Source organism: Martinezella miluonensis (genome assembly GCF_900094545.1).
Lineage (GTDB): Bacteria > Pseudomonadota > Alphaproteobacteria > Rhizobiales > Rhizobiaceae > Rhizobium > Rhizobium miluonense.
The window spans coordinates 143,336-168,689 of the sequence record NZ_FMAH01000009.1 but is presented as its reverse complement, the minus strand read 5'-3'; the positions used below and the strand labels follow the sequence as shown (position 1 = coordinate 168,689).

The window sequence follows — 25,354 nt, the reverse complement described above, 5'->3', positions numbered from 1 at the left end:
ACACGATCTTGCGGCAGTTGAAGCGCAATGCTCCCAAACCCAGGCGAGACGACAATATTCGAGTTGTGGGTATAGATGATTGGAGTTGGCGGCAATCCTCGCACTACGGCACCATTATAATCGACCTTGAGCGCCGGTCAGTCATCGATATTCTGGACGACCGCAGCGTGGAAAGTGCAAAGGCATGGTTGCAAGAACGCCCATCTATCGAGGTTGTCAGCCGAGATCGATGTGGCCTCTATGCCCAGGGGCCGCCCGGGAGGGCGCACCCCAGGCCCGGCAGGTGGCCGATCGCTTCCATCTGGTTCAAAACCTTCGAGCCGCGATCAAGGAGCAGATGAGCCTTTCCGGTCATGCTCATGTCAGACCGATTTTGTCGGAAGACACGATCGCCAGCAACACGGCACAACACCGTCGGGCTCGCATGGCGCATAGACAATCGCGCCAGAAAACCTTTGATATGCTCCATGCCCTTCGTCAACAGGGCCTCACCTACAGCGAGATTGCGAGACGGACCGGATATGAACGCCGCAGCGTCGCGAATTGGCTTACTTCCACCGCACCTCGGGACAGAAACCGGGCGGCATTGAACCCAACATCGCCATTGTATTTTGAGGAGTTCCTGGCGGAATGCTGGCAGGATGGAAACCGCATCGGACGCCACCTGTTTTACGACCTTAAGATCCGCGGTTACACGGGCTGTCGTTCCAATCTCGAGCGATTGTTGAAGGTGTGGCGCGAAGCCGAACAGAATCTGCCGGATGATGTTTTCATGGAAGCAAATACGTCAGACCCGGTTCGTGATCCAGACACCGGCCATGCGATTTCCTCTGTCGTTGCAGCAGCTTTATGCATCAAGCCGCGCGGCCTTCTGACGGACCGTCAGGCCAGAAAGGTCGATGCCCTAAAGAATGGCTCGGCGGCGTTCGCCACAATGCGAAGCTTGGCTATGCGTTTCAACGGCATCCTGCGCAGCGGAAACCCGGAAGCCCTGGACGAATGGATCGACGATGCCATCGACACTGAACTCACGGCAATCACGCGCTTCGCTAGCGTGTTGCGCCGGGATATCGACGCCGTCAATAATGCAATCGAACTCCCTTGGAGCAACGGGCAAGCCGAAGGGCAGATCAATCGCCTTAAGACACTGAAGCGAGCCATGTATGGGCGCGCCGGCCCGGAATTGATGAGAGCGAGAATGCTGCAGCTCAATCACAGACTTTGAGGAAGAACCCGATTAAATGCAAAACGACAGTATTGGCCGGATCGGGGGTGGCATCCAATCCAACAGTGGAGTTTCTGTCATCTATCAAAGGTCTAGTTAACCTGCCCAAATGGATTGGTAGCCGATGCACGAGGCAAGCGGGCCAGCAGCGTAAGGAGGCTCACTCTCCAAGCCAAGCTGATAGCCCAAAGCTGCTGCCTCGTGTTGCGCAAATTGACAATCCACAACTACTGAATACATTAGAATATGCGATATACTCGCAGAAATGCGATGCAACCTTGGTGGCCAATGACGCGATACAATTTTAAGGTCCGTGATGAATTCAAACGCGTTTTGGCGAAAAACCACATTGACGAAGCCGATCAGTTGACAGCCTGCAGAGCTGTTGCGATGGCGCTTGCGACGTTTGCCTTCGATGCAAAAGCACCTCCCAGCACGTCCGTTGAGCTTGAAGATTCGTCAGGTAATCGAATAGCCGTCATCACCCTGCTGGTCGAAACCTAAGGGCAAGCTCGCTGTCTGAGCCAAGAAAAGTGTGGATCTACCGGCACAGGGTCAACCTGATGAAGTCCGGGGAGATGCTGAATCCGGCCTCTCCGCCATGATGCGCTCAATGACGTCTGGATCGCATTGCGAGTCCACGAGGAATTGATTGACGCCGCCGACCCGCGACCGAATGTCGGCAAGGAAATCCTCAAGGCTTTCGATCCCGCGATTGGTAAAGGCGATGCCGTGGAATCCGAAAATATCAGCCGCGCGCCGATTTTCGCCCACTCTTAAGCGGCTTCGTTCCCACGATATCGTCCGGCAATGGAGTAAAGAACTCCGAAATATCGCATGATAGTGCGACGGCAATTTTCTCAAGTGTCACGACGGTCGGATTTTTACTGCCGCGCTCGAGATAGCCCACATAGGATCGCTCGAGATTGGCCTCAAGCGCGAGGTTGTCTTGCGAGATTCCCCGCAAAACTCGTAGACGCCTCAGATTCAATGCCACTCGCTGCCGTGCATCCATGGCGGAAACACAACATTTGACAGATCATAAAACCACGTATTATAAAACTATGAAAGGAGATCTAGAACGAACCACAGGTGGTAGTCGGGTAGTCGGGCTCTCGAGCTCTGCGCGACGCCTTCGGTCACATCTCGGGTTTATCGCATGCCGGTAAGAATGCGGCCACATAAGCTGGTAACTCGACTTATCGAACGAGGACAGGTCGAGTGGACACGATTTCTCTAGTGAGGGGGGCGGGGCCATGCTTTTGCGCTGCGCGTCGTAGAGACCGAATGGTTGCAACAATTGCGGCAAGCGGTCGTCGCGAATGAACGAGAAGGAAAGCCACTGCATGAACCGTGAGATGAACAGCGCTTTGGAATTTGCATTCGTGGAAGTGGAAAGCGCAAAGGACCGTATGAATTGATGGAGGACCAACGCAGGGGTAGCGAGGAAGGCGTTCGTGGTCCTCTTCCTTTGCTGGAAAGGCGGCTCGCTTCCCTTTCATGTAGTCGTGTTCTGCTGCTTTTGGCTCTCTGCGCCGTCAGCTTCGGCGTTGCAAATTACCTCGTCCAACCGTTCGGTATCCACCTCGGCCCATTGTTCGTGCTGCCAGTATGCCTTGCATCCTGGCATTCCGATTCCAGGATTGGGCTTGCCATCGCGGTTATTTCGGCTCTGGTATCGGTTGGAACCCAAACAGAAATCTTCTCCTCCATGCTCCAGGGTGCCGCTGGCAATCTAGCGGTCCACATCGTGTCGTTTGCGACGATCGCCGCAATTGTCTCGCGTTTCCACGCAAGCTATGAACGCGAGCGTTTTGCTGCGCGCCGTGACTGGGTCACCGGAACATTGAACCGCCAGGCATTCGAGCAGAAAGCCCAAGCAATGCTGAGGATCGCCGGCGAACAAGGCTGGCCGATGTTACTGGTCTATCTGGACCTCGACGGTTTCAAAAGCGTGAATGATCGCCACGGTCATGATGCCGGGGACCAGGTGCTGAAGCGTTTCGGGGTCGAGGGCAGGCTGGCTTTGCGACGCGAGGATTGTTTCGGCCGCATGGGTGGTGACGAATTCGCATTGCTGATGAAATTGCCCTCAAAGGATGAAGCGCAGCAAGTGGCCGAGAAGCTGCATAAACGGTTCAGCGCAGCCCTTGCCGACACAGGCTATGAGGTGACCTGCAGTATGGGAGCACTCGCGGTTCAGCCAGGTGTCGGAGCAGTACACATCGAAGCGTTGATGCGCAGCGTCGACCGCCTGATGTATGGGGCGAAGAATGGCGGCAAGGACGGCTTGCGATACGCAACGGTAGTCCAGACGCCGGACAAGGGATCGCCGCCATTTTCTGGCAACGGAGAGAAGACGCCGATATGGTCCCGCCCGAACCAGGACGCGCCTGACGTCGCGAGAGGCGCATGACGGTAATCCCTGACGAGACCGCTGAGCTGCTTGAAACCCTGATTTTTACGATCAGGATGATTGTCGAAAGCAGTGCCCGGGACAAGCAGCGCATAACGAACGCCTATCGAGACGCGCGTTCACTCGTGGCGACCTTGGATCTTGATGGTGGCTCGGCTCGTCCCCGCATCCTCGCCTGCCTCGAGTATTTCAATAGCTATAAGGATGATGACGACGTGGCGGCGGCCGGCTGGATGCTGACCGCAATTCAGGAGCGTGTGGCCGAGCGTAACCTTTATGGGTGGCAAAAGCTCCAGGAGATCATAGATGCGGCGGTGCATGAATTGCACCTATCCGAAAAGGCGTTTCTCCATTGAGTCGTGACCTAGTTCGAAGAACTTAGGCCATGCAGGGCTCCCACAAATGGCAGACGCGAACTTTCTAGACACGCCGTTGCGAGGATCGCGTCGCGCGCACTCATCAAAGGCGGTTCGCGCTGCGTCGCACGGCAAAGTCTCCCATCCAACGCGCGCTGGAGCGCCGCAATTTTGTGCTGAGATAAACCTATGCAGCAAACCCCGTTTCGGGCTCAATAATAACGATGATGCCGATAATGGGGACGGTGCCGGTGATGGTCGTACCAACCCCGGTGATGACCACGCCAGTAGTGGCTCCGATAGCTGCGATGCGGTTTCCAATGATGCTGATGATGCCGTGGACCATGCCAATGGCGGTGATGACGATAGTCGACCGTCTGAACAGACGATTGAACTTCCGGCTTCGTCATATTCATCATCGGCGTAGCCGATGCCGCGCCTGTTCCGATAAGCAAGCCGACACCTAGGATTCCAGCAAGTAGAGTTTTGAAGACTTTCATGGTGAACCTCCCTGATCTTCCTCATCCTGAAACCTAAAGACTGAATGGGGGATGAATGATCGTCGGGCGTGCAATTTGACGCGATGGAAGGCTCTCCTCCTCGTCGGGAGGTGTATTTGCCGTCAAATGCCTTGCCTCATTAGGTTCGTTTGGCACTTCCGTGGTTGCCGCCCGTTTTGCAAGAAGTTTTTGACCTTTTGTGCGTGTGATCGAGTGCGATCTTCTGTCAGGCCTTTCGTTGCGGCGCTTCCAAAGGCCTGCCGGCATTCGTCAACGCTTGCTGCTAACGCGAGGAGGGACCACCTTATAAACTCCTCTCAGCCGACCAGCCCTTCGCTCGTGATGCCTTTCGTCAGCTCCAATGCCTGGCGCTCGAACAGCCCGCGATAGATCCCGCTGCTGCGCCGAATGAGGCTGGCATGGGTTCCTTCCTCGGCGATATGTCCGTGTTCGAAGACCAGCAACCGATCAAGCGCGCGTACAGTCGACAGTCTGTGAGCGACGACGAGCGTCGTGCGTCCATCCATCAGCCGCTCCATTGCCTGCTGGATGAGCATTTCCGATTCCGAGTCGAGGCTCGAGGTCGCCTCGTCGAGGATGAGGATCGGCGCGTCGGCCAGGAAAGCGCGGGCGATGGCGATGCGTTGCCGTTCGCCGCCGGAAAGCTTGATGCCGCGTTCGCCGACAAGCGTCGCGTAGCCCTTCGGCAGGGCTTCGATGAAGTCGTGGGCGCTGGCAAGCTGCGCAGCCCTCCTGATCTCCGCGTGCGTGGCCGTTGGCCGTGCATAGGCGATATTCTCTGCCAGCGAGCGATGAAACAGGATGGGTTCCTGCTGTACGATCGCGATCTGGCGGCGAAGTGAAGTCTGCGCCACTTTTGAAATATCCTGATCGTCGATCGAAACCATGCCGTGGTTGACGTCATGCAGGCGCTGGATCAGCTTGATGAATGTCGTCTTTCCGGAGCCGGAGTGGCCGACGAGACCAACCCGCTCGCCCGGCTTGATGGTGACCGAGAAGTCCTTGTAGAGCGGCTCGTGGTGGTTGCCATAATGAAAGGTCACGCGATCGAACTCGACCAGGCCGGCCTTCACATGGAGAGCTGGGGCGCCCGAAACGTCCTCCACGCCCAAAGGCTGCGCATGGATGGTGACAAGCTCCTCCATATCGTTGACGGAGCGCTGCAGGTTGCGGATATGCATGCCGATTTCACGCAGATATCCCTGAAGGATGAAAAAGGCAGTTAGGACGAAGGTGATGTCGCCCGCATTGGCCTTGCCGTCGGCCCAGAGCCAAAGCGCAAGCCCCAGCACGCTGCCGCGCAGCAGGCTGAGCAGTGCGTTCTGCGATGTGCCGTTCAGAGTACCCCGCGTCCAGGTGCGAGCGGTGCGATCCTGCCACTTGCGCATGACCTTGGCGAGACGCTTGTCTTCCCGGTCCTCGGCGCCAAAGGCCTTGACCACGGCGTTGCAGGTCACGGCATCGGCGAGCGCGCCGCCAAGGCGTGTATCCCAGCTATTGGCCATGCTCGCCATCGGCGCGACATAGCGCAGAGCCATCGCAGCGGTGAAGGCGATGAAGAGTACGGATCCGACGCCAACCAGCAGTCCCATCATCGGCCAGTACCATGTCATCAGAATGGTCGAGCCGATGAGCATCACCAGCGATGGGAACAGCGCAACGAAGACGGTGTCGTTGAGCAGGTCAAGCGCCCACATGCCGCGCGTCACCTTGCGAACGGTGGAGCCGGCAAAACTGTTGGCGTGCCAATCGCTCGAAAATCGCTGGATATGAAAAAAGGAATTCGCCGCGATCTCCGACATCGACTTCAACGTGAAGCCGATGATGGCGGTGAACGTGGCATGCCGCAGAACGACGGCGCCGACTGACAGTGCCATCAGCCAACAAAAGGCGTTGAAGGCATTGTTCCAGGTTATGGCGTCGCCGGCATGGCCGGACACCACGGCATCGACCAGCCGGCCGGAGAACAAGGGCGTGAGCACATCCGCAAACGTGGACAGCATCGCTGTGAACAGCATGAAGGAGGCGCGGCCGGGCTGCTGCTTCCAGTGAGCCCAGCAGTAACGGAAAACGCTGCGAAAGGCGCCGCCGCGGCGGGATTTGAAACCAAGAGCCATTGATGTATCCGGCTTTCGCCGGCTCCGTCACAGGGAAAAGAATGTCCGCGCAAAACCGCGCGAAATGGTTTGGTGGAGAACGATCGACGGGAGGGTTAGCACCAGTCCATCAGGTTCGGTCGCGTTGGAAAACGCTGACGGCTTCAGGCGATATTTGCGGAAGCCACTGGGGAGTCGGAAAAAATAGCCATCGAAAACTCCCTAGAACCGTGTTGATGATGTTCAACCCTAGATCGGCTCGGCAGCCAAGACAAGTCAAATTCGGCGATATTTTCGGCTGAACTTTAAGATGCGGCATCCTTGCAACATTGGCCAGTTCGAGAAGGTCTCCGAAAAGGAAGTTTAGTAGCCATCAGCTGAGACCGTCCTCATCGTAGCTGGAGCAAAAGAGGTGGTTTGACCTAATTCTCCCAACGGACGTTTAGGGTTGACCGGGATGCGCTGAACGCTCGACGCACTCCTACTCAATAGGTTTATAAGCGGCGCAAGAGCATTGCGGAATCGGCATGTCGAAGCATAGTAACGCCGGCGTCGTAAAGTTAATTGCGGAGGAGCATGAGGATGATGGGGCCGGGCGAAGATGTTCGTCTCGCTATTCCAGAGCACTCAACAGGTTAAGCCAACAGAAGGTGCTTCTACTTCCGCCTAATCTTCTGAATCTCCGGATAGCGGACTTTTGGGTTTGGGAAAAGTCCGCTATCCGCGTCTTTTCATTTCGTAGCGGGCCGACTGCTCTCGGCCCCAAATCGGTAATTTCGTCCAGGTCGAGCCGATATCTGCTACTGGAGAATTTGAAATGAATGGCTTTGCAACAGCGGGGTCGTTGGTTCTGATCCGTTCAAGGCGAACACTTATTTTGGCTTTGCCTGAAGATTGGGGTCTCGCCGCCGCGAATTCATCCACCGAATTCACGTCGGGATTCGCCGTCGCCCGGATCCAAACGCCCTCTCCAAGCACTTGTGCGCGCAATGGTCTTGTCAACCGTGCGTCCGAAGGCATCCGAGCCGCCCCATCTGGCCGCGTTCGCGGCTAGCCTATCGATCGCCTGGCACGCGGGCGAGATCCGTCCGACCGTCGCGCTCAAGCGGGCGATCCTGTCTGCGACCGCCGCAACGCCAGCGAAGACTGCATTTCCTGTTGGTCAGAGGTGCGTGCTTTTATCCATACCTCGATAGTCATTCTCCTCGCCCGCACGCGGCCGCTGCATTATGCGACAACTGTCATTTACGTGCAGAAGAACTGTGCTATAGTTCGCGTTTAAGCTGTACAAAGGGGGCGATATGGTGATCAAGATCGATCTAGCAGTATACGCTAATTCCGACGATGCGTTTGTCGCGTGGGCACCAAGTGATTTCATTCCGGGATGTTGGGGTTTTCAGCTGGAGCGAAAGCGGAAGGCCGGCGGTGCGACGGTCACGGAAATCGTCGAAAACCGTGTCGGCTTCGAAAAAGACAAGCCGAAGTCGGGCGATCACAAGCCTTCCGGCATCTGGCCGTTCCAGAGATTCAACTGGACCGATCATGCCGTCGACGTTGGAAACCAAGTCCAGTACCGCATCACGGCGATGATCACCGATGGAAACGGCGGCTTTACAAGTGGCCCAGCGAGTTCTTGGACCGGGTGGGTGTCGTTGACCGCAGACGCTGGCAAGGGGTTCTCATGCTATTTCAATCGTGGACTCGTCCTGTCGCAGTTTTTTGCGCGCTACATGAAAGCCAACAACCTTACGGCGGCGGGGGTCAAGGCCAAGCTTAGGAAAAAGGGCGGTGCCGACGAGTTCCGCAAGTTCCTGCAAGGTGACTTGGGTGCTGAGCTATTCGGCATTCTCGCCGACACCAAGACCTCGGGAGACACGCTGTCCGCGGCCCTCTATGAACTTGATGACGACCTATTGGAAGAGGCGATCGTCGCGCTTCCGAACCAGATGAAACTCATCCTGGCCAATGGTTCGGCGACGCCGGACGGCAACAAGAACGCCCGGGACAATCTCAACAACCATGGTTTTCCGACGATTGACCGGCTGCTGGGCAGCAAGGGTCTGGGGCACAACAAGTTCATGGTCCGTGCGAATGCTGCCGGACCGCAGGCCGTGTGGACCGGAAGTACCAACTGGGCGACGACCGGTCTATGCACCCAGATCAACAATGGCTTGCTGGTGGCCGATGTCGGCCTGGCGAAGATCTACCAAGACCAATGGGACCGTTTGGCGAAAGCTTCACCGCCGACAACCCAGCCGGCTGATTTCACCCCCGGACTCAAGGCATCCAACGATAAGCCGACGGATCTCAATGTGCAGGGCATCGATGTCACGGTCAGGTTTACGCCGACTACCGACCGGAGTGACATGCACGCGCTCTCAGACCTGATCAACGGTGCGAAGTCGTCCATTCACTTCTTGATGTTCACGCCCGGCAATGATGGCCTGCAGGACCTGTGCGCGAAGCGCGCCAACGAAAAGGGCATGTACGTCAAGGGCGTGGTGAGCAGCCTTCCCGCGGCCGAGGACCAGATCAATGACAATGTCCTGACTGTTGACTTGGTCTCAAGCGATCACAGCTTCACACCTGACCATTACTCTATCGTCCAACCGCAGGGCGAAGAAGGCATCGGCCCGTGGATCGGCGAAGTCACACGCAAAACCTTCCTCGCCTCGGTCGGCCACGCCATCGTGCATGCCAAGATCCTGCTGATCGACGGTCTCAGCGCAAACCCGATCCTCGTGACCGGTTCGCACAACTTCTCCAACAATGCCAGCAAGCAGAACGATGAGAACTATCTCATCATACGCGGCCATAAGCCCTTGGCCCTATCCTATGCGACCTTTATCATGTCGGTTTATCAGCACTACCGCTACCGGTCCTATGTGCGCGAAATGCTGGCGGAGAAGAAAGATCCGTGGAGCTATCTCGACACAAGCGACCAGTGGCTCAAGATCGAACTAAAATCGAAGGCCGCCGAGATCGGTTTCTGGACGAATCCAGCCCCTTGATCTTGGTTTTGCGGGTCTCAAAGCCGTTCCCGGAGAGAGTTCATAACCCGGTCATCGTCAATCTAGCCAAGGCTCTGTCGCGAACTCGAAGCTGAGACGCGGAAATGGTTCTGCTCAGTTTTCACGCGGCCAGGATTTCAAACTGATCGACAAGTGACGGTGCGGAATTGTCTGCATACCTCGTTTGTCGTTTCCGCATTATGTGAACCATTTCCATGCCGCACAGGATAGTTGTTGCGCAGGTGATCGATTTGAAGCCGAGCATAGACCGGATCCGGCGCTTCACTCGACGATGGTCCTGTTCAATCCGCTTATTGAGGTATTGGCTCTGCCGGATGCGGATCGGCTTCAGTCGCCGTTGCGATTGGTCGCAAAGCCGGCTCTCGCCATCGCAGGCAATGATTGCTTCCCGGTTCGTCTGGCTACCGTCAATGACGATGCTATCTGGCCGGCCGTGACGTTTCAGCGCTTTGCGGACAAAGCGTTTGGCAGCCGGCAGGTCACGCTTCTCGCTGAAGAAGAACTCGACCGTGTCTGCCACGCTATCGACGGCGCGGTAGAGATACATCCAGAGACCGCGCACCCGGACATAAGTTTCATCAACGTGCCACTTGCCAGTGACCGGACGTTTCCTCCGGTTGAAGCGTTCGAGCAGCAGCGGCGCGAAATGAACGACCCAGCGATGGGTCGTGGAGTGGTCGACGCGAATTCCGCGCTCGGCCATCATCTCTTCCAGATCACGCAGGCTGAGATTGTAAGCCAGATACCAACGCGCGCACAGCAGGATTACTGATCGGTCGAAGTGACGGCCGTTGGACATCAACGAGCTCCCTGAAATGGAAGAGCCTTCATGCTCCAGCCAACGTCACCGTGCGGTTCGCCACAGAGCCGGCCGAACCGCCCGTCCAGCGGTTGACGTCATTCGACCGGTTCAAGAGCCGACGGCAGGCAAGGTTGTGGTGGTCCTCGCCCCCCGCGCCGGCCGCGGCCATCTGTTCACTCGCGGCCTTCCCAGCGAAACGCACCGCTATTTCGGTGCGTCCGGCGCGGGGCATGCTTGGCTCGCTCGGACCGTCGCCCAGTCAGCTCACTCCCTCCTCTGCGAGCGCCCGGATCACGGAAGGCATCGCCTTCATGCGATCCAGGCAGTTCTGCAAATTTTCCGGCAACTCGACGCCGCTTTTCGGCGCGACCATCAGCACCCAGAACAGATAGCAATCGGCGATCGTCATCTCGTTGCTCACCAGGAATGGCTTTTCTGCCATCTGATCGGCAAGGATGGCGAAGGCCTTCTTGAGCTTCTCGCGAGCGCGCTCCTTCTCCGGCTCGGGGAAATTCCTGAAGAACGGGTTGTAGCTTCCATGGATTTCGGAGGACATGAAGGCGAGCGCCTCGAAGGTCCGCCACCTGAGAGCGCTATCGCTGGGCAGGAGCTTGCCGCTCTGTTCCGCAATATAGGCCAGGATGACCTGGTTCTCCGTGAGGACCGTCCCATCGTCCATCTCGAGGGTCGGGATATAGCCCTTCGGATTGATCGACAGAAAATCCCGGCCATCCTCGGTCTCTTTTTCGCGGTTGATGCTGAGGAGTTTATAGGGGAGCCCGGCCTCGATGAGCGCTATGTGGTCGGCCAGGCTGCAGGCGGCGGGATAATAGAAGAGGTTCATGGTGGTCTCCGTGGGTGGACCAATCTCGACATTTCCAGGTCGGAGACAAGGTCTACAATGTTGACCACAGCCATTTATGGGACCAAAATGGAACCGTCAAAAGCATATTTTTAGGAGCAGGTCAGATGGATGTGACCGTCAAGCCCGCAGGAGCCGATTGCAAGGGTGTGAGCGAAATCCTCAGCCGCGTCGGCGACAAGTGGACGATCCAGGTGGTTGTCGTACTTCGCGCGGGTTCGCAGCGTTTCAATGCAATCAAGCGGCGCGTGGGCGGCATTTCGCAGCAAATGCTGACAAGAACGCTTAAGACACTGGAACGCGACGGCATGGTCGAACGCGCCGTTCGCCACAGCACACCGCCGCAGGTCGAATACACGCTGACACCGCTCGGACATTCCCTGTCGGACACCGCGCGGCATCTCGCCGATTGGGCGGCCGCCCATCGGGTAGAAATCGAGGACAACCGCCTTCATTACGACGCTCGTCAGCTTTGATGGTTCGCCAAATCCCGATCCTTGCGGTAGCGGCGGTTCTCAAAAACGCTCTCATGCAGATCGTGCAGACACCAATTCCATAATCCATTGTTATTTCAGGCGATGGAGCTAACCGTCCCGCGGTTCGAATCCGTTCAAGACCATAACGATATACATTTTGCATCGGATGGCGCCCTGCAGATGCCGAGATTCCTTCGCATCCGCCGTTGACGTGGGCGTATGTTGACCCGTTGAGAGCCAGCTAGTTCGGGCTCTCCAACTCCCAGCAGAATCGGTAACTATAACTAGATTTCCAAAATTGCTCTGACGTGATAAAACCTCTTCTATAGTTTGTAAAAGCAAAGGAAACGTCACCTGTCATGGCAACTGCTGTCGCCCAGCGATCTCGCGCACTCAACCTTCTAAAGACCCGGGGGATGCTCCGACTGAAGGACTTTGTCGCTGAAGGCATCGGCCCGGAGACGCTTGCCCGTCTTGTACGGGAGGAGGCGGTCATCCGCCCGGCACGAGGCCTCTATCAATTAGCCGACACCCAAGTTGAGGCTGCCCATACACTGGCTGAGGCGTCCGTTCTGGTTCCAAAGGGTGTGGTCTGCCTAACCTCGGCCCTCCAATACCACGAACTGACGCTGCAGATGCCGTCGGCTGTATGGATGGCGATCGACCGTACTGCCTGGCGGCCAAAGATCGATTATCCCCCTATTCGGTTCGTGCGCTTCACGAGATCGGCACTGACCGAAGGGGTCGAGCGTCACCGCATCGAGAATGTTGACGTTCCCATCACCGATCCGGCGAAGACAATTGTCGATTGCTTTCGCTACCGAAACAAGATCGGCCTCGACGTCGCAATGGAGGGGCTGCGAGAAGGTCTCCGCCGTCGCCGATGCAAGCCGGATCAACTCTGGCATTACGCGCGCAACGCACGGGTCTGGTCGGTCATGCGTCCCTACGTCGAAGCAATGGTGTCCAATGCCGCGTGAGCCTCGCAACATCGGCGCATCAGTGCGAGCGCGGCTCCTCGATCGGGCGCGTGCCGAGCGATCGGATTTCCAGATTCTCCTGACGCGATATGCGCTCGAGCGTCTGCTCTATCGGCTAGGCGCGTCGCCGCACCGCGACCGCTTCATCCTCAAGGGTGCGATGCTCTTCGTGACCTGGGTCGCCAATCCGTTTCGACCTACGCGCGATCTGGATCTGCTTGGCCTCGGTGATAGTGACACCGAGGCCATTGCCGAAACCTTCCGGACCATTTGTGCGCAGCCGGTCGCCGATGACGGTGTGATGTTTGATGTCTCCGGGCTGATCGCGGCTCCGATCCGTGAGGGGGTGGAATATGGTGGCGTGCGGGTTCGCACAACGGCAACCATCGCCGGGGCGCGTATTCCGATCCAGGTCGACATTGGTTTCGGCGACGCAGTTACACCTGCGGCCGTCGAGATCGACTATCCCACCCTGCTGGACGCCCCAACGCCGCGCCTTCGCGCATATCCGGTCGAAACGGTGGTGGCCGAGAAATTCGAAGCGCTCGTAACGCTCGGCGTGGCCAATAGCCGACTCAAGGATTTCTATGATCTCTGGGTGATCTCCCGAACATTCGAGCTGCGTCGGACCGCTCTTGTCGAGGCAATTCAGCGGACCTTCGAACGACGCGGAACAGCCCTCCCATCCGTTGTTCCCGTCGGTCTGACTGATGAATTCGCAAAAGTATGGGCCGCACAATGGCGCGCCTTCCTAGGCCGGGACCGGATGGCAGCCGCACCAGATGCTTTCACCGCTACCGTCGCCCATCTTCGCCTCTTCTTGATGCCGCTGGTCGTCGGTTTGAAGGGAGAACGAATTTGGCCGCCGAGCGGGCCGTGGTCGCCGGGAGCAACAATCGATGAGGCATAGCAGAACGATGAAATTACTCTATTCCGCATGGCGTGCTTGACGAAGAAAAGAGCCGTGATCGCGCTTGGGGGAAGTATGGATAAGAAGCATCAAATTTTGCGCTTGTTCGTGCGCCTTCCAGCGACCTGCCGATTGAATTTGCGCACTGAGCACGACGCTGGCTTGTCTTAGGATGTCGAGTTCCGGCTCGACAGCGAGCCGCATCTACCTTCCAATAGTAAATTCTTCCATCGAAACCGCGTTCGAAGTGGACGATCGATCACGGACACAAACAATATTGGTATGTCTTTGTCTTTCAATAGACCATTAAATCTATAGGGTATTAGTATAACTCGGATAGGGAAAACCGATATGACATTGTCCAACGCCGCGAACGAAGCGGTCAAATTCGCTTATTGGGTGCCAAATGTTTCGGGCGGCCTGGTGATCTCGAACATTGAGCAGCGCACGAGCTGGACGATCGAGTATAACAGAAAGCTCGCCCAGATCGCGGAAGCCAGCGGTTTTGAGTATGCCCTGAGCCAGATCCGTTTCACGGCCGGTTACGGCGCGGAATTCCAGCACGAATCCGTTGCCTTCAGCCATGCGCTGCTGGAATCGACGACCACACTCAAAGTCATCGCGGCGCTTCTTCCCGGACCGTGGAACCCGGCCCTTGCGGCCAAGCAGATCGCGACGATCAATCACCTGACCAACGGGCGCGTTGCCGTCAACATCGTCAGCGGCTGGTTCCGTGGTGAGTTCGCGGCGATCGGCGAGTACTGGCTCGACCATGACGAACGCTATCGCCGCTCGGAAGAATTCATTCGCGCACTTCGCGGCATCTGGACCGAAGACAACTTCACCTTCCGCGGCGACTTCTATCGCTTCAACGAATATTCGCTGAAGCCGAAGCCGATCGATCCGCAGCCGGAGATTTTCCAGGGCGGCTCTTCGCGGGCAGCGCGCGATATGGCGGCGCGCGTATCCGACTGGTATTTCACCAACGGCAATACGCCGGCCGAGATCCGCAAACAGGTCGACGATATCCAGTCGAAGGCCAGAGAGAACGGCCATTCGGTGCGCGTCGGCGTCAACGCCTTCGCCATCGTCCGCGAGACGGAAGAAGAGGCAAAAGCGGTGCTCGCCGAGATCATCGAGAAAGCCAATCCGGATGCGGTGAAGGCCTTCGGTCATGAGGTAAAGAATGCCGGCAAGGCGTCGCCGGAAGGCGAGGGCAACTGGGCAAAATCCTCCTTTGATGATCTCGTTCAGTACAATGACGGCTTCCGCTCAAACCTCATCGGCACGCCGCAGCAGGTTGCAGAACGCGTCGTCGAGCTGAAGCGGGCGGGGGCGGATCTGATCCTGCTCGGCTTCCTGCACTTCCAGGAAGAGGTCGAATATTTCGGCAAGCATGTGATCCCGCTGGTCCGTGAACTCGAAGAAGCCGGTAGCAGGCAGGCGGTGGCGGCCGAGTAGAGGCCAGCCACGCCCTCAGCACATCTCGCAAGAGACCGATCATTAGAGCGTGGGCTGGAGGCGGTCCACGCAACGGGAAACTGCGTGCCGTGTTCGCGCGCCGCCAGCCGTATGGAGGATAGAGAATGCCCGCCGCAAGTTATTCCTTCGACGTGGTGGCAACTAGTGCAGCGCTGCAGGATGCCGTCGAAAAGATCGGCCGCGGCTCTTCTCCGCCCGTGGACGAAAAGAGCGTGTTGAACGCGTCTGAAGATACCAGCGGCTTGGCATTGCACGGGATCAGCCTGTCGTTCGGTGGTGTTGCGGCCCTCGTTGACGTTGATCTCTCGGTCAAGCCCGGTGAGATCCGTGCGATCATCGGGCCGAATGGGGCCGGCAAGAGCTCGCTGATCAACGTCATCAGCGGCGTCTATCGCTCCGACCGCGGTCATGTACGCATCGGCTCCACCTCATATCGGCATGTGCCGACCGAAAGGCTGGCATCCCTCGGCGTGAGCCGAACCTTTCAGAACCTCGCCTTGTTCAAAGGCTTGAGCGTCATCGACAATGTTGTTGCCGGTCTGGCGCATCGGGTGCGCTCGACCTTCGCCGAGCAGGTTCTGGGTCTTGCCCGGGCGCGCCGGGAAGAGGCCGATACGCGCGAACGGGCAATCCGCATCCTTGAATTCCTTCATCTTGATCATGTCGGCGACCGCTTGGCGGGAACGCTGCCCTATGGCTTGCAAAAGCGCGTCGAGCTTGCACGCGCCCTGGTGGCGCAGCCGAAGATCCTGCTTCTGGACGAACCGATGGCGGGCATGACGGCGACGGAGAAGAATGACATGGCGGATTTCATTCGCGCCGCCCGCGATCAATACCAAACGACGGTGATCCTCATCGAGCACGATATCGGCGTGGTCATGCAGCTCTCCGACCGGATCGCCGTGCTGGATTACGGCCGTAAGATCGCCGACGGGACGCCGGATGAGATCCGCACCGACCAGCGCGTCATCGATGCCTATCTCGGCGTTGCGCCGGAAAACGAAGACAGGGAGGGCATCTGATGGCGGATTTCGACTGGTCGTTTTTCATCGAGGTGCTGGTCGGCGGCCTGCTGTCCGGCGTCATGTATTCGTTGGTCGCGATCGGCTTCGTGCTGATCTACAAGACCTCGGGCGTACTCAATTTCGCCCAGGGCTCGATGCTGCTGTTTGCGGCGCTGACTTTCGTCAGCCTCGTCGAGCGCGGCGTACCCTTCGCATTGGCCTTCGTTATCACCTTCGCGGCGATGGTGCTGATCGGCATTGCCATCGAACGCACCGTGCTGCGCCCGCTGACCAACAAGCCGCCGATCACGCTGTTCATGGCGACGCTCGGGCTTTCCTACATCATCGAGGGCGCCGCCCAATTGATCTGGGGCACGCAGGTCCATGGGCTTGATCTTGGGATCGAGGATGTACCCTTCGAGGTTGGCGGCGTGTTGATCAGCCAGTTCGACATCTTCGCCGCCGCCGTTGCCGCCGGAATGGTGGCGCTGCTGTCAATCTTCTTTCGCTACACGCGGGTCGGTCTCGCATTCAGGGCCGTGGCGGACGATCAGTTTGCTGCCCTTGCCGTCGGGCTGAAACTGCCCTGGATCTGGGCGACGGTTTGGGCAACTGCCGGCATTGTCGCGCTTGTTGCGGGCCTGCTCTGGGGCGCGCGGCTCGGCGTGCAGTTCTCGCTGTCGCTGGTGGTGCTGAAAGCGCTTCCCGTCCTCGTGCTCGGCGGCTTCGATTCCATCCTGGGCGCGATCGTCGGAGGCCTGCTGATCGGTGCAACCGAGAAGCTCGCGGAAGTCTATATCGGCGAATATTTCGGCGGCGGCATCGAAAGCTGGTTTGCCTATGTCGTGGCGCTCGCCTTCCTGCTCATCCGCCCCTCCGGTCTTTTCGGGCAAAAGCTCGTGGAAAGGGTCTGACCATGGCCGTCGTCACCGCAGATCTGCATTCCACGCAAACGTCCCATCGTTGGCTGGCGCCGGCAGCCCTGATTGCGGTTGCCTATGTCGTCGTGCCGTTCATCGGCTCGACCTATCTCTACGAGGCGATCCTCGTGCCGTTCCTGGCGCTCAGCCTGGCGGGCGTCGGCTTGAACCTGCTCACCGGCTATGCCGGTCAGGTCTCTCTTGGAAGTGCAGCCTTCATGGCTGTCGGCGCTTTTGCTGCTTATAATTTCAATCTGCGTGTCGATGGCCTGCCGCTGATCATCAGCATTCTGCTCGCCGGTCTCTGCGCGGCGGCTGTCGGCATCGTCTTCGGCCTGCCGAGCCTCCGGTTGAAAGGCTTCTATCTTGCCGTCTCGACACTTGCCGCCCAGTTCTTCGTGCAATGGGCACTGACCAAGTTCAGCTGGTTTTCCAACGACTCGGCTTCCGGCGTCATCGATGCGCCGCCGCTGACGCTGGTGGGCGTGGAGTTCACAGGTCCGGTCGGGCGCTATCTGTTTTCGCTCACGATCGTCGTGGTGCTCACCTTCCTTGCCCACCGGCTGGCGACTTCGCAGATCGGCCGCAACTTCATCGCGGTCAGGGACAATGAGACGGCGGCGCGGATCATCGGCGTACCCGTGCTGAAGACCAAGCTGCTGGCCTTTGCGATTTCCTCCTTCATCGTTGCGGTCGCAGGCGTTCTCTGGGCTTTCGCCTATCTGCGGACCGTGGAGCCAGCCGGTTTCAATCTCGATCGCTCGTTCCAGATCCTGTTCATCATCATCATCGGCGGGCTCGCCTCGACGCGGGGAGCATTTTTCGGTGCGGCGCTGATCGTCGTCTTCCCGCTCATCCTGTCTCGTCTCGGCTCCTTCCTGCTTGGCGAGTTGTTCGATTCCGGCGTGCTCGACATGAGCCAGCGCATCGTGCTCGGCGCGCTGATCATCCTGTTTCTGATCCTCGAACCGGACGGGCTTTCCTCGCTCTGGGGCAAGATCCGAAGGCGGCTCGGCTCCGCCGTCAGCAGGGCCGCCTGAGTCAAGCTGGAGCGTGAGCTCCCAAGACCAACAAACGCATCATTCATTCAAACCAGATCCGGTCTTCGCGCCGGACAACACCGGGGGTGTATCCAAATGACTATGCTTGCGAAACTCAAAGCCGCTGTCTTCGCGGCCGGCCTGGCCGTTTCGGTCGCCATACCGGCGGCGCATGCGGACGAACAATATTTCCCGCTGCAGAGCTACCGCGTCGGACCCTATGCGGCTGGCGGCACCGGTTTCTTCGGCGGCTTCATCGACTACCTCAACCTGATCAACACGCGTGACGGCGGTGTCAACGGCGTCAAGCTGACCTGGTCGGAAGCGGAGACCCAGTATGAGGTCGAGCGCGGCGTCGAGGCCTATGAGCGCCTGAAGAGCAATCCGAACATCGCCGCCTGGAACCCGCTTTCCGTTGGCATCGCCTATGCCATGATCGACCGTATCACCCAGGACAAGGTGCCACTGATCACCATCAATCACGGCCGCACGGATTCCACCGACGGCCGTGTCTTCCCCTATGTCTTTCCGCTGCTTCTCAACCCCTATAGCGAGACTTCGGGCATCGTAAACTACATCGCCTCCAAGCTCGGCGGCGTCGACAAGCTCAAGGGCAAGAAGATCGTCGTGCTCTATCACGGCTCGCCTTACGGCAAGGAAACCATTCCGATCTACGAACTTCTGTCGCAGAAATACGGCTTCGACCTGCAGCAGATTGAAGTGCCGCATCCAGGCAATGAGCAGCAGGCGCAGTGGTTGACGATCCGTCGCGCCAAGCCCGACTACGTCGTTCTGCGCGGCTGGGGCGTCATGAACCCGGTTGCCCTGAAGACGGCTGCCAAGACCGGATTTCCGGTCGACCATATCATCGGCAATGTCTGGTCGAACTCGGAAGAAGATGTGATCCCGGCGGGCGATGCGGCCAAGGGATACACCGCGATTACGACACAGGCCTCCGGTACGGAGTATCCGATCGTCCAGGAGATCGTGAAGACCCTCTATGACAACGGCAAGGGCAATCTCGAGGACAAGAAGCGCATCGGCTCGGTCTATCACAATCTCGGTATCGTCAACGGCATCCTGAACGTCGAGGCGATCCGCATCGCGCAGGGCAAGTTCGGACACCGCACGCTGACCGGCGACGAAGTTCGCTGGGGTTTCGAGCACTTGCAGCTCGATCGCGCCCGCGTCGAAGCGCTTGGCGCCAAGGGCCTGTTCCACTCGATCAACGTCACCTGGGACAATCACGAGGGCAATGGCTACGTGACCTTCCAGCAGTGGGACGGCAAAAAATGGAACGTCGTCTCCGATTGGATCGCGCCGGACTGGGCGCTGCTGCGTCCGATCATCGAAAAATCCTCCGAGGCCTATGCCAAGGAAAAGGGCATCAAGTTGCGCACGTCTGAAGACGCGCAGACCGTGACGAACTGAGCCCTGTGGCCGGGTATCGGCAAGCGGCGGTTCACCCGTTCCTTGTTGGTGCCCGGCTGCCCCGCAAACCACACAGAGATCGGGTGGACCATGGCTGGAAAAGACGTCCTTTTGAGCGTCGATGGCATCAAGGCGACCTACAACGGAGCGATCACCGCGCTCCACGGCGTCAGCTTCACGCTGCATCGCGGCGAGATTCTTGCCCTGCTCGGTGCCAATGGCGCCGGCAAGACGACGACGTTGAAAGCCATTTCGAACCTGCTTCCGGCCGAACGCGGTGAAATCACCGCCGGCAGCATCCTTTATGAAGGCCGTGATGTCACGACGGCGACGCCGGCTCAGCTTGTGCGCGCCGGTCTGGTGCAGGTGCTGGAAGGCCGGCACTGCTTCCGCAATCTGACCATCGAGGAGAACCTTGTTTCCGGCGGTCTCGGCCGCAGCGGTTCGCGTGCGGAGATCGCCTTCGATCTGGAGAAAATCTACGCGCTTTTCCCCCGGCTGAAGGAAAAGCGCCGCGCTCTGGCGGGCCTCACCTCCGGCGGCGAGCAGCAGATGACGGCGATCGGCCGCGCACTGATGTCGCGTCCGGCCCTGCTGGTCCTCGACGAACCTTCCATGGGGCTTGCGCCGATCGTCGTACAGGACATTTTCAAGACGCTGCGGCGGCTGAATGTTGAGACCGGCCTTTCTATTCTGCTCGCGGAGCAAAATTCCGCGATCGCGCTACGTTATGCCGACCGGGCGATCGTCCTCGAAAGCGGGGTCGGCGTGCTTTCGGGAGAGGCAACCGAGCTGCGCCAGCGCGACGACGTCAAGGCGTTCTATCTCGGCCAGAAACCGGCTCCCGCGCCCGCCTTCACGCCAACAAGCCTTCCAGCCGCTTGACCGTCCATCTTCAACGAGGAGAAATCAGCATGACGCTTTCACAGGTTAATACCAAAAACGCGGTCGAAACCGTGCCAGGGGTGCCCCGTCCGACCCAGTCTGCCCACATCATCAAGGATGATGCTGAGGCGATTGCCGTCGCCAAGGGGCTTGCCGCCGAGTTCATCAAGGAGTCGGCCAAGCGTGACCGCGAGCGGATCTGGCCGATTGCCGAGCTGGATGCCTTTTCTCAAAGCGGCCTCTGGTCCATCAATGTGCCCAAGGCGTTCGGAGGCCCGGAGGTATCCTACGCCACGCTTGCCAAAGTGATCGAGATTATATCGGCAGCGGACTCCTCGATTGGCCAGATCGCCCAGAACCATCTGGGCGTGGTCGCTGCCATCAGGACGGTATCGGATCCCGAGCAGCAGAAGCTTCTTTTCGCCGAGGTTCTGAAGGGCACGCGCTTCGGCAATGCCTTCTCCGAGTTCGGCTCGAAGCGGGCGGTCGATTTCGAAACGCGCTTCACCGATGCCGGCGACCATGTCGTCGTCAACGGGCGCAAGTTCTATTCCTCCGGCGCTCTGCTTGCCCATCTCGTGCCGATTGTGGCGCTCGATGACGAGGGGCGGGCCTGGTATGCGATCGCGCAGCGTGATGCGCCCGGTCTCGCCGTCATTGATGATTGGTCTTCGTTCGGCCAGCGCACGACGCTCTCTGGCACCGTGCTGCTCGATAACGTCAAGGTGCCGAAGACGCATCTCGTGCCGGGATATAAAGGATATGAGGTGCCAACGGCCGATGGCGCGATCTTTCAGATCATCCAGGTCGCGGTCGATACCGGTATCGCACAGGCAGCTATCGACGAGACGGTCGCCTTCGTGCGCACCAAGAGCCGAGCCTGGGTGGATAGCGGGGTGGAGAATGCCTGGGACGATCCCTATACGATCCAGGCGGTCGGCGACCTGACACTACGGCTCCATGCTGCGCAAGCGCTTCTGGAGAAGGCCGGCTACGCAATCGACCGGGCGGTGCTGAACCCGACAGCCGACACGGTGGCCGAAGCGCAGATTGCTACCGCGGAAGCCAAGGTGCTTTCGACCGAAATCGCAATTGCGGCCACCAACAAGCTATTCGAGCTGGCGGGTACCCGCTCCACGCTCGCCGAACACAATCTCGACCGCCATTGGCGCAATGCCCGCACGCACACATTGCACGATCCGGTGCGGTGGAAATATTCGATCCTCGGCAAGTTCTTCCTGAATGGCGAAAAACCGCCGCTCCACGCCTGGAGCTAGTTTCGAGCGCAAAGCTGGCTCTCCTGTGCAAATCGGAGGAGAGCCACAAATCCTTGCAGATACGGTCTCCCGCGCGGATCTGACGCGCTGGAATTACAGCTGGACGACTTCTGAGGAGAATTCAGGGGATATTATGCAATAGACTGTGCAATGCGCTCTGGTTCGATCCCCATCAAGAGCTTAGATAGCCCGCAACGCACTTGGCCAAGCGATCACCGATCCACTTCTGGAAGTTCTCGATGGGTTATTGGAAGGCGCGCCGGCAAAATAGAGCGTGGTATTTGATTGCATCGTTTGCGACACCAGCCGATCGTCTCGCAAGGAACGACAACGCCGCGTTCGAGCATTAATTCTTCGACTTCGCGAAGGCTGACATTGAAGCGGAAATAGAGCCAAATCGCACGCGCGACAGTCTCGATTGGCGTAAGGCGCAACCAGGGGCGCCTTAGGAAACAGCCATCGTCGCGCTTGCCGGGAAAGCTGCTCGTCGCGATGTGGAAATATGTGACGGCGGGCGTTGAAATCGAGGTTTCCGTCATGAAGGCTGTTTAACGAGACCCCATACCGACATCTCATCCCTCGAGGCCTGATCAGCCTCGGCGGATCCAGAAGGCCAACTGAGATCCTAGCTGGCTTTGACGCCGCATCAAAGACGGGTCTCGCCGTTCGGGCCGAGGCCGCCGCTGCCGCGGGGTCGCCAGCCTCATGCGGCCGGCAGCGCGCTGATTGGGATGTCGTCGCTCTCGTCGCCGCGCTCGAAAGCCGTTTGGTCGGCGAGTTGGCGGAGTTGGTTGAAGTCGGCCGGGCCGTCGAAGGAGGTGCCGCCGAGGCGGATGGCGACGGAAAGCGGCGCGCCGTCGGCGCTGAAGGTGGCGGCGGAGACGCGCGTGCGGATGCGGGTGCCGATGTCGCGGGCGTCCTCGACCGTGGCGCCAGGTAGGAAGATGTCGAGTTCGTTGGTCGCAAGCCGCGCCACAAGATCGTCACGACGAACCGAGGACTGGATGATCGAGGCAAGCGATTGCATCACGGTGTCGGCCCATTGCGGACCGTAACGGCGGCCGATGTCGTCGAGCGTATCGACGATGACTGCGATGACGATGCCGCCGGTATCGGTGGTGGCATGCTTGCGCCGGTCGATAAAGTGCTCGACGGCCGCGGCAAAGGCGGTGCCGTTCAGCGTCTTCGTCACGCTGTCGTAGCGCGCCGCCTGGGTGACGTTTTCCTGCATCTTGCGGACGACGCCGTTGTTGAGCTGCAAGGCAAAAAGCAGCGGAAAGGACACAAATGCGGAAATAAGTGCTGCACCGACAAATCCGACCAAAAATGGTCGATCCGGCATCAATAGGTTTAATATAAGTAAAAGACCAACGGAACCGACTACGGCGAACAGCGCGCCGAGCGTGGCCCTCCGCAGGGCTTTGAAAATGGTGGCGGAGGGATGTCGCTGTTGTCGAATCATATCGGAGTCGTACCCGTTCTTAGTGCTGTGTCAGCTAAACAGACGCCCCAAAAAACCGGCTTAAGAAATCCTGTAAAATTTGTTGCTTTGCACAGTTGTTTTCACGAATTAACTGTCTTCGAACGAATATCCGGAACCGTTCTTTGAGCTTGGTGCCCGGTTTGCGACAGAAGCCCAGCGCTTCATCTCAATCCATGGGGGTCACGATGCCGATAGGTAAAATAAGCAATTGTTTTCGCTGCAGTGTCTGGGGTCATTACTTGATGCTTACTCACACCTCGCGGCGCAAATAAGTGATGATCAGGAGTATGGAAATGAGAGAAATTGCATGGGGAAATGACGACGACGGGATGCTTCTTGGGGCCAGAGCCCACGACGCAAGATTGATTTCGTTGGATTTTGTGAACCATCGTCAGCTCCTTTTAACTTTACGGAGGGCTGATGGAACGGAAGTAAAACTCTCATATGAGGGAGTTCAGGAAATTTCCCTAGGGCAAATTTGGGATGATTCGATAGTCAACGCCATTTTCATCTGGAGTGTTGAAAATGTGCCATCTTCGCAGTCGGTAGATGCGGGATGGAATGCCTTGTTTCAAGGGCGGGCAGGCCTTCAGTATTTTAAGGAGGACATAAGGAAAATAATTGATCGAGATAGGTCACAGTTTTTGTCCGTCATCGGCTTCGTTCATGGCACATCGACTGCGGTGGTTTGCAAGACGCTGCGCATCGCAGAAGCTTAAGCAATCAGCAGCCTGATCTAATGTGGCGGCATCGACAATCGACCTTTCATCGTTATTTTCCGGGGATTCCGCCCCTCGGCTGGAGATTGCGTAGCTCTTTTGCGTCTAGATGGTTACGGTTCTACGCGCATCCATCTGGAGATCGTCCAATCACGGCACGGGGCGAAAGAGAAGAAATGCTTCGGCGTTTCGATGCGATCGGGTCGTCGCTCTTTGGTACGAATGACTTGTCGATTTTGGTATTTGCGCCGGTCATCAAGTACGATGGGGAACGTGGACGTTATCACCCTGACGCAATGTCCTCCGTTGGATTGAAGTTGGTGGACGCTGACGTCACAGACGAAGAGGATGGCAAGGGTGTCACGTTTGACCTTTACGGCGGCGTCAAACAGATCAATAGCTCAGAAATCGAGCTCCTCGTAGCGGCCATCATGCGAGACGAGATCATGCAGACGGTCATGATAGCTCACAACGGAAATGTAATTGCTCCTTACGAAGGTGGCTTTGACATATTTTCGGATCGAGTAGAAGAAATTGACAGGCTGCGCGGTCTATTTCCGACCTGGTTGTCCGACCGTTCTGATGTACGCATCCGAGCTGGGCCGCCTTGAGAGGTGTGCGGAAAAATAGCTGACTGCCTGTATGGACATCTATACTCACAGTCAGTCTGCTGGCCGCCTCGATATCGTCGATACCGGTCGACGTCGGCGGTTTAGCAATGCCGTCAAACTCCGGATTGTCGCGGAGAGCCTGCTTGAGCCGGGCCGTTGTTCGGAAACGGCACGTCGTCACGGAATATCGCGATCACAGCTCTATGAGTGGCGTCGCCTCGCGCGAGCTGGCAAGCTTGGAGAGGTTGAAGTCGTCGATCAGGTTGCAGGGTTTATCCCGGCCATCGTCACGCCGGACCCTGTTGGTAGTCTGCGTAATAGCGCCTCACCGTCAGATGGCCGGATCGAGGTTGTCAGCGCGAACGGTCGGCGGGTGATCGTCGACCAGAATGTCGATGTCGATTTGATGCTGCGGATTGTTCGTGGTCTGGAAACGCTTCGATGAACGTGTTGCCAATGGGATCGGGCGTTAAGGTCTGGCTGGCGACGGGTCATACGGATATGCGATGTGGGTTCCCGTCTCTCGCGCTTCGGGTGCAGGAAGTCTTGAAGCAGGAGCCGCTAGGCGGTCATCTATTCTGCTTCAGGGGTCGCCGTGGTGACCTGATAAAATTGATTTGGCATGATGGCCAAGGCGCATGCTTGTTCACGAAAAAATTGGAACGCGGCCGGTTCATCTGGCCGAATGTGGAGGGTGGTGCGGTGGCGATCTCGCCCGCTCAGCTTTCTTATTTGCTGTCCGGAATTGACTGGCGAGCCCCTCAGGAAACGTGGCGTCCGACACGGGTTTGAGCGTCTCTTTGCATTGAATTCATTGGAGAAATAT

The 25,354-nt window shown here is 58.1% G+C and carries 25 protein-coding genes and 2 pseudogenes; 19 read left to right on the top strand and 8 right to left on the bottom strand.

The features are described from left to right. Positions 1-1,225 (top strand): annotated as a pseudogene (locus GA0061102_RS11260) (ISL3 family transposase); the annotation flags it as partial. A gap of 288 nt (positions 1,226-1,513) precedes the next feature. Then, positions 1,514-1,729 carry a hypothetical protein gene (locus GA0061102_RS11255; protein WP_092846882.1) on the top strand — a complete coding sequence of 72 codons (216 nt, stop codon included), beginning with the start codon at positions 1,514-1,516 and terminating at the stop codon, positions 1,727-1,729. 244 nt (positions 1,730-1,973) lie between these two features. Here GA0061102_RS11255 and GA0061102_RS11245 read toward each other — a convergent pair whose 3' ends face one another. Then, positions 1,974-2,240 (bottom strand): helix-turn-helix domain-containing protein, encoded by a 267-nt coding sequence (locus tag GA0061102_RS11245; RefSeq protein WP_092846878.1) that lies wholly within the window; start codon positions 2,238-2,240, stop codon positions 1,974-1,976. A 696-nt stretch (positions 2,241-2,936) separates the two neighbouring features. On the opposite strand from GA0061102_RS11245, the gene GA0061102_RS11240 reads away from it, so the two are divergent. Both GA0061102_RS11240 and GA0061102_RS11235 read left to right on the top strand, forming a co-directional pair. Next, the gene (locus tag GA0061102_RS11240) at positions 2,937-3,641 is read left to right on the top strand and encodes a GGDEF domain-containing protein (RefSeq protein ID WP_159432156.1); all 705 of its coding nucleotides are present in this window, start codon (positions 2,937-2,939) and stop codon (positions 3,639-3,641) included. Further along, positions 3,638-3,997 carry a hypothetical protein gene (locus tag GA0061102_RS11235; protein ID WP_092846874.1) on the top strand — a complete coding sequence of 120 codons (360 nt, stop codon included), beginning with the start codon at positions 3,638-3,640 and terminating at the stop codon, positions 3,995-3,997. The genes GA0061102_RS11240 and GA0061102_RS11235 overlap by 4 nt, the downstream gene beginning before the upstream one ends. A 187-nt stretch (positions 3,998-4,184) precedes the next feature. Here GA0061102_RS11235 and GA0061102_RS32920 read toward each other — a convergent pair whose 3' ends face one another. After that, on the bottom strand, positions 4,185-4,343 hold the full coding sequence (locus GA0061102_RS32920) for a hypothetical protein (RefSeq protein ID WP_159432155.1): 159 nt from the start codon (positions 4,341-4,343) through the stop codon (positions 4,185-4,187). A 471-nt stretch (positions 4,344-4,814) separates the two neighbouring features. Then, complete coding sequence (locus tag GA0061102_RS11225) at positions 4,815-6,635, bottom strand: ABC transporter ATP-binding protein (protein ID WP_092846870.1); 1,821 nt, start codon at positions 6,633-6,635, stop codon at positions 4,815-4,817. A gap of 1,280 nt (positions 6,636-7,915) precedes the next feature. Between GA0061102_RS11225 and GA0061102_RS11220 the strand changes: the two genes are divergently transcribed. Beyond that, a complete protein-coding gene (locus GA0061102_RS11220; RefSeq protein ID WP_092846868.1) occupies positions 7,916-9,625 on the top strand; it encodes a phospholipase D-like domain-containing protein in 1,710 nt (569 codons plus the stop codon). Between the two features lie 121 nt (positions 9,626-9,746). Here GA0061102_RS11220 and GA0061102_RS11215 read toward each other — a convergent pair whose 3' ends face one another. Beyond that, positions 9,747-10,445, bottom strand: a complete 699-nt coding sequence (locus GA0061102_RS11215) for an IS6 family transposase (protein ID WP_092846866.1) — start codon at positions 10,443-10,445, stop codon at positions 9,747-9,749. Between the two features lie 262 nt (positions 10,446-10,707). Beyond that, positions 10,708-11,292, bottom strand: a complete 585-nt coding sequence (locus GA0061102_RS11205; RefSeq protein WP_092846862.1) for a glutathione S-transferase N-terminal domain-containing protein — start codon at positions 11,290-11,292, stop codon at positions 10,708-10,710. A 125-nt stretch (positions 11,293-11,417) separates the two neighbouring features. On the opposite strand from GA0061102_RS11205, the gene GA0061102_RS11200 reads away from it, so the two are divergent. The 3 genes from GA0061102_RS11200 to GA0061102_RS11190 all read left to right on the top strand — a co-directional run bounded on the left by GA0061102_RS11200 (position 11,418) and on the right by GA0061102_RS11190 (position 13,676). Then, positions 11,418-11,786, top strand: a complete 369-nt coding sequence (locus GA0061102_RS11200) for a winged helix-turn-helix transcriptional regulator (RefSeq protein ID WP_092846860.1) — start codon at positions 11,418-11,420, stop codon at positions 11,784-11,786. 359 nt (positions 11,787-12,145) lie between these two features. Beyond that, complete coding sequence (locus GA0061102_RS11195; protein WP_092846858.1) at positions 12,146-12,766, top strand: type IV toxin-antitoxin system AbiEi family antitoxin domain-containing protein; 621 nt, start codon at positions 12,146-12,148, stop codon at positions 12,764-12,766. Then, on the top strand, positions 12,756-13,676 hold the full coding sequence (locus GA0061102_RS11190; RefSeq protein WP_167667958.1) for a nucleotidyl transferase AbiEii/AbiGii toxin family protein: 921 nt from the start codon (positions 12,756-12,758) through the stop codon (positions 13,674-13,676). Before GA0061102_RS11195 ends, GA0061102_RS11190 begins: the two co-directional genes overlap by 11 nt. 18 nt (positions 13,677-13,694) lie before the next feature. Here GA0061102_RS11190 and GA0061102_RS11185 read toward each other — a convergent pair whose 3' ends face one another. Further along, a complete protein-coding gene (locus GA0061102_RS11185; protein ID WP_092846854.1) occupies positions 13,695-13,880 on the bottom strand; it encodes a hypothetical protein in 186 nt (61 codons plus the stop codon). Between the two features lie 147 nt (positions 13,881-14,027). Here GA0061102_RS11185 and sfnG point away from each other — a divergent pair, with 147 nt between their 5' ends. From sfnG to GA0061102_RS11150, 7 genes are all read left to right on the top strand, one after another. Next, a complete protein-coding gene (sfnG, locus tag GA0061102_RS11180; protein ID WP_092846852.1) occupies positions 14,028-15,137 on the top strand; it encodes a dimethylsulfone monooxygenase SfnG in 1,110 nt (369 codons plus the stop codon). 125 nt (positions 15,138-15,262) lie between these two features. Next, the gene (locus GA0061102_RS11175; protein WP_092846850.1) at positions 15,263-16,180 is read left to right on the top strand and encodes an ABC transporter ATP-binding protein; all 918 of its coding nucleotides are present in this window, start codon (positions 15,263-15,265) and stop codon (positions 16,178-16,180) included. After that, on the top strand, positions 16,180-17,076 hold the full coding sequence (locus GA0061102_RS11170) for a branched-chain amino acid ABC transporter permease (protein ID WP_092846848.1): 897 nt from the start codon (positions 16,180-16,182) through the stop codon (positions 17,074-17,076). Before GA0061102_RS11175 ends, GA0061102_RS11170 begins: the two co-directional genes overlap by 1 nt. A gap of 2 nt (positions 17,077-17,078) precedes the next feature. Further along, entirely contained in the window at positions 17,079-18,122 is a 1,044-nt protein-coding gene (locus tag GA0061102_RS11165) for a branched-chain amino acid ABC transporter permease (RefSeq protein WP_092846846.1), read from the top strand. A gap of 96 nt (positions 18,123-18,218) precedes the next feature. Next, positions 18,219-19,553 carry an ABC transporter substrate-binding protein gene (locus GA0061102_RS11160; RefSeq protein ID WP_092846844.1) on the top strand — a complete coding sequence of 445 codons (1,335 nt, stop codon included), beginning with the start codon at positions 18,219-18,221 and terminating at the stop codon, positions 19,551-19,553. Between the two features lie 90 nt (positions 19,554-19,643). Then, positions 19,644-20,438 (top strand): ABC transporter ATP-binding protein, encoded by a 795-nt coding sequence (locus GA0061102_RS11155; RefSeq protein WP_092846842.1) that lies wholly within the window; start codon positions 19,644-19,646, stop codon positions 20,436-20,438. 29 nt (positions 20,439-20,467) lie between these two features. After that, complete coding sequence (locus tag GA0061102_RS11150) at positions 20,468-21,715, top strand: SfnB family sulfur acquisition oxidoreductase (protein WP_092846840.1); 1,248 nt, start codon at positions 20,468-20,470, stop codon at positions 21,713-21,715. A gap of 308 nt (positions 21,716-22,023) precedes the next feature. On the opposite strand, the pseudogene GA0061102_RS33505 reads toward GA0061102_RS11150, so the two are convergent. After that, positions 22,024-22,149 (bottom strand): annotated as a pseudogene (locus GA0061102_RS33505) (IS6 family transposase); the annotation flags it as partial. Between the two features lie 269 nt (positions 22,150-22,418). Beyond that, the gene (locus GA0061102_RS11145) at positions 22,419-23,039 is read right to left on the bottom strand and encodes a GGDEF domain-containing protein (RefSeq protein ID WP_245297976.1); all 621 of its coding nucleotides are present in this window, start codon (positions 23,037-23,039) and stop codon (positions 22,419-22,421) included. Between the two features lie 452 nt (positions 23,040-23,491). On the opposite strand from GA0061102_RS11145, the gene GA0061102_RS11140 reads away from it, so the two are divergent. Genes GA0061102_RS11140 through tnpB form a run of 4 tightly spaced genes read left to right on the top strand, consistent with a single transcriptional unit; the run spans position 23,492 to position 25,320 of the window. Then, on the top strand, positions 23,492-23,917 hold the full coding sequence (locus GA0061102_RS11140) for a hypothetical protein (RefSeq protein ID WP_092846836.1): 426 nt from the start codon (positions 23,492-23,494) through the stop codon (positions 23,915-23,917). A 20-nt stretch (positions 23,918-23,937) separates the two neighbouring features. Then, positions 23,938-24,528 carry a DUF3885 domain-containing protein gene (locus tag GA0061102_RS11135; protein WP_425348527.1) on the top strand — a complete coding sequence of 197 codons (591 nt, stop codon included), beginning with the start codon at positions 23,938-23,940 and terminating at the stop codon, positions 24,526-24,528. 31 nt (positions 24,529-24,559) lie between these two features. After that, the gene (gene tnpA, locus GA0061102_RS11130) at positions 24,560-24,973 is read left to right on the top strand and encodes an IS66-like element accessory protein TnpA (protein WP_092846832.1); all 414 of its coding nucleotides are present in this window, start codon (positions 24,560-24,562) and stop codon (positions 24,971-24,973) included. After that, positions 24,970-25,320, top strand: a complete 351-nt coding sequence (gene tnpB / locus GA0061102_RS11125) for an IS66 family insertion sequence element accessory protein TnpB (protein ID WP_208858639.1) — start codon at positions 24,970-24,972, stop codon at positions 25,318-25,320. Before tnpA ends, tnpB begins: the two co-directional genes overlap by 4 nt. The last annotated feature ends 34 nt before the right edge of the window (positions 25,321-25,354 follow it).

What these genes read in the sequence shown, in the direction of transcription:
- GA0061102_RS11225 (WP_092846870.1), bottom strand. Translation starts at nt 6,635, where the DNA reads ATGGCTCTTGGTTTCAAATCCCGCCGCGGCGGCGCCTTTCGCAGCGTT.
- GA0061102_RS11205 (WP_092846862.1), bottom strand. Translation starts at nt 11,292, where the DNA reads ATGAACCTCTTCTATTATCCCGCCGCCTGCAGCCTGGCCGACCACATA.
- GA0061102_RS11215 (WP_092846866.1), bottom strand. Translation starts at nt 10,445, where the DNA reads ATGTCCAACGGCCGTCACTTCGACCGATCAGTAATCCTGCTGTGCGCG.
- GA0061102_RS11140 (WP_092846836.1), top strand. Translation starts at nt 23,492, where the DNA reads ATGAGAGAAATTGCATGGGGAAATGACGACGACGGGATGCTTCTTGGG.
- GA0061102_RS11170 (WP_092846848.1), top strand. Translation starts at nt 16,180, where the DNA reads ATGGCGGATTTCGACTGGTCGTTTTTCATCGAGGTGCTGGTCGGCGGC.
- GA0061102_RS11150 (WP_092846840.1), top strand. Translation starts at nt 20,468, where the DNA reads ATGACGCTTTCACAGGTTAATACCAAAAACGCGGTCGAAACCGTGCCA.
- tnpB (WP_208858639.1), top strand. Translation starts at nt 24,970, where the DNA reads ATGAACGTGTTGCCAATGGGATCGGGCGTTAAGGTCTGGCTGGCGACG.
- GA0061102_RS11190 (WP_167667958.1), top strand. Translation starts at nt 12,756, where the DNA reads ATGCCGCGTGAGCCTCGCAACATCGGCGCATCAGTGCGAGCGCGGCTC.
- GA0061102_RS11245 (WP_092846878.1), bottom strand. Translation starts at nt 2,240, where the DNA reads ATGGATGCACGGCAGCGAGTGGCATTGAATCTGAGGCGTCTACGAGTT.
- tnpA (WP_092846832.1), top strand. Translation starts at nt 24,560, where the DNA reads ATGGACATCTATACTCACAGTCAGTCTGCTGGCCGCCTCGATATCGTC.
- GA0061102_RS11175 (WP_092846850.1), top strand. Translation starts at nt 15,263, where the DNA reads ATGCCCGCCGCAAGTTATTCCTTCGACGTGGTGGCAACTAGTGCAGCG.
- GA0061102_RS11200 (WP_092846860.1), top strand. Translation starts at nt 11,418, where the DNA reads ATGGATGTGACCGTCAAGCCCGCAGGAGCCGATTGCAAGGGTGTGAGC.
- GA0061102_RS11165 (WP_092846846.1), top strand. Translation starts at nt 17,079, where the DNA reads ATGGCCGTCGTCACCGCAGATCTGCATTCCACGCAAACGTCCCATCGT.
- GA0061102_RS11155 (WP_092846842.1), top strand. Translation starts at nt 19,644, where the DNA reads ATGGCTGGAAAAGACGTCCTTTTGAGCGTCGATGGCATCAAGGCGACC.
- GA0061102_RS32920 (WP_159432155.1), bottom strand. Translation starts at nt 4,343, where the DNA reads ATGGTCCACGGCATCATCAGCATCATTGGAAACCGCATCGCAGCTATC.
- sfnG (WP_092846852.1), top strand. Translation starts at nt 14,028, where the DNA reads ATGACATTGTCCAACGCCGCGAACGAAGCGGTCAAATTCGCTTATTGG.
- GA0061102_RS11235 (WP_092846874.1), top strand. Translation starts at nt 3,638, where the DNA reads ATGACGGTAATCCCTGACGAGACCGCTGAGCTGCTTGAAACCCTGATT.
- GA0061102_RS11160 (WP_092846844.1), top strand. Translation starts at nt 18,219, where the DNA reads ATGACTATGCTTGCGAAACTCAAAGCCGCTGTCTTCGCGGCCGGCCTG.
- GA0061102_RS11135 (WP_425348527.1), top strand. Translation starts at nt 23,938, where the DNA reads ATGTGGCGGCATCGACAATCGACCTTTCATCGTTATTTTCCGGGGATT.
- GA0061102_RS11220 (WP_092846868.1), top strand. Translation starts at nt 7,916, where the DNA reads ATGGTGATCAAGATCGATCTAGCAGTATACGCTAATTCCGACGATGCG.
- GA0061102_RS11240 (WP_159432156.1), top strand. Translation starts at nt 2,937, where the DNA reads ATGCTCCAGGGTGCCGCTGGCAATCTAGCGGTCCACATCGTGTCGTTT.
- GA0061102_RS11185 (WP_092846854.1), bottom strand. Translation starts at nt 13,880, where the DNA reads ATGCGGCTCGCTGTCGAGCCGGAACTCGACATCCTAAGACAAGCCAGC.
- GA0061102_RS11195 (WP_092846858.1), top strand. Translation starts at nt 12,146, where the DNA reads ATGGCAACTGCTGTCGCCCAGCGATCTCGCGCACTCAACCTTCTAAAG.
- GA0061102_RS11255 (WP_092846882.1), top strand. Translation starts at nt 1,514, where the DNA reads ATGACGCGATACAATTTTAAGGTCCGTGATGAATTCAAACGCGTTTTG.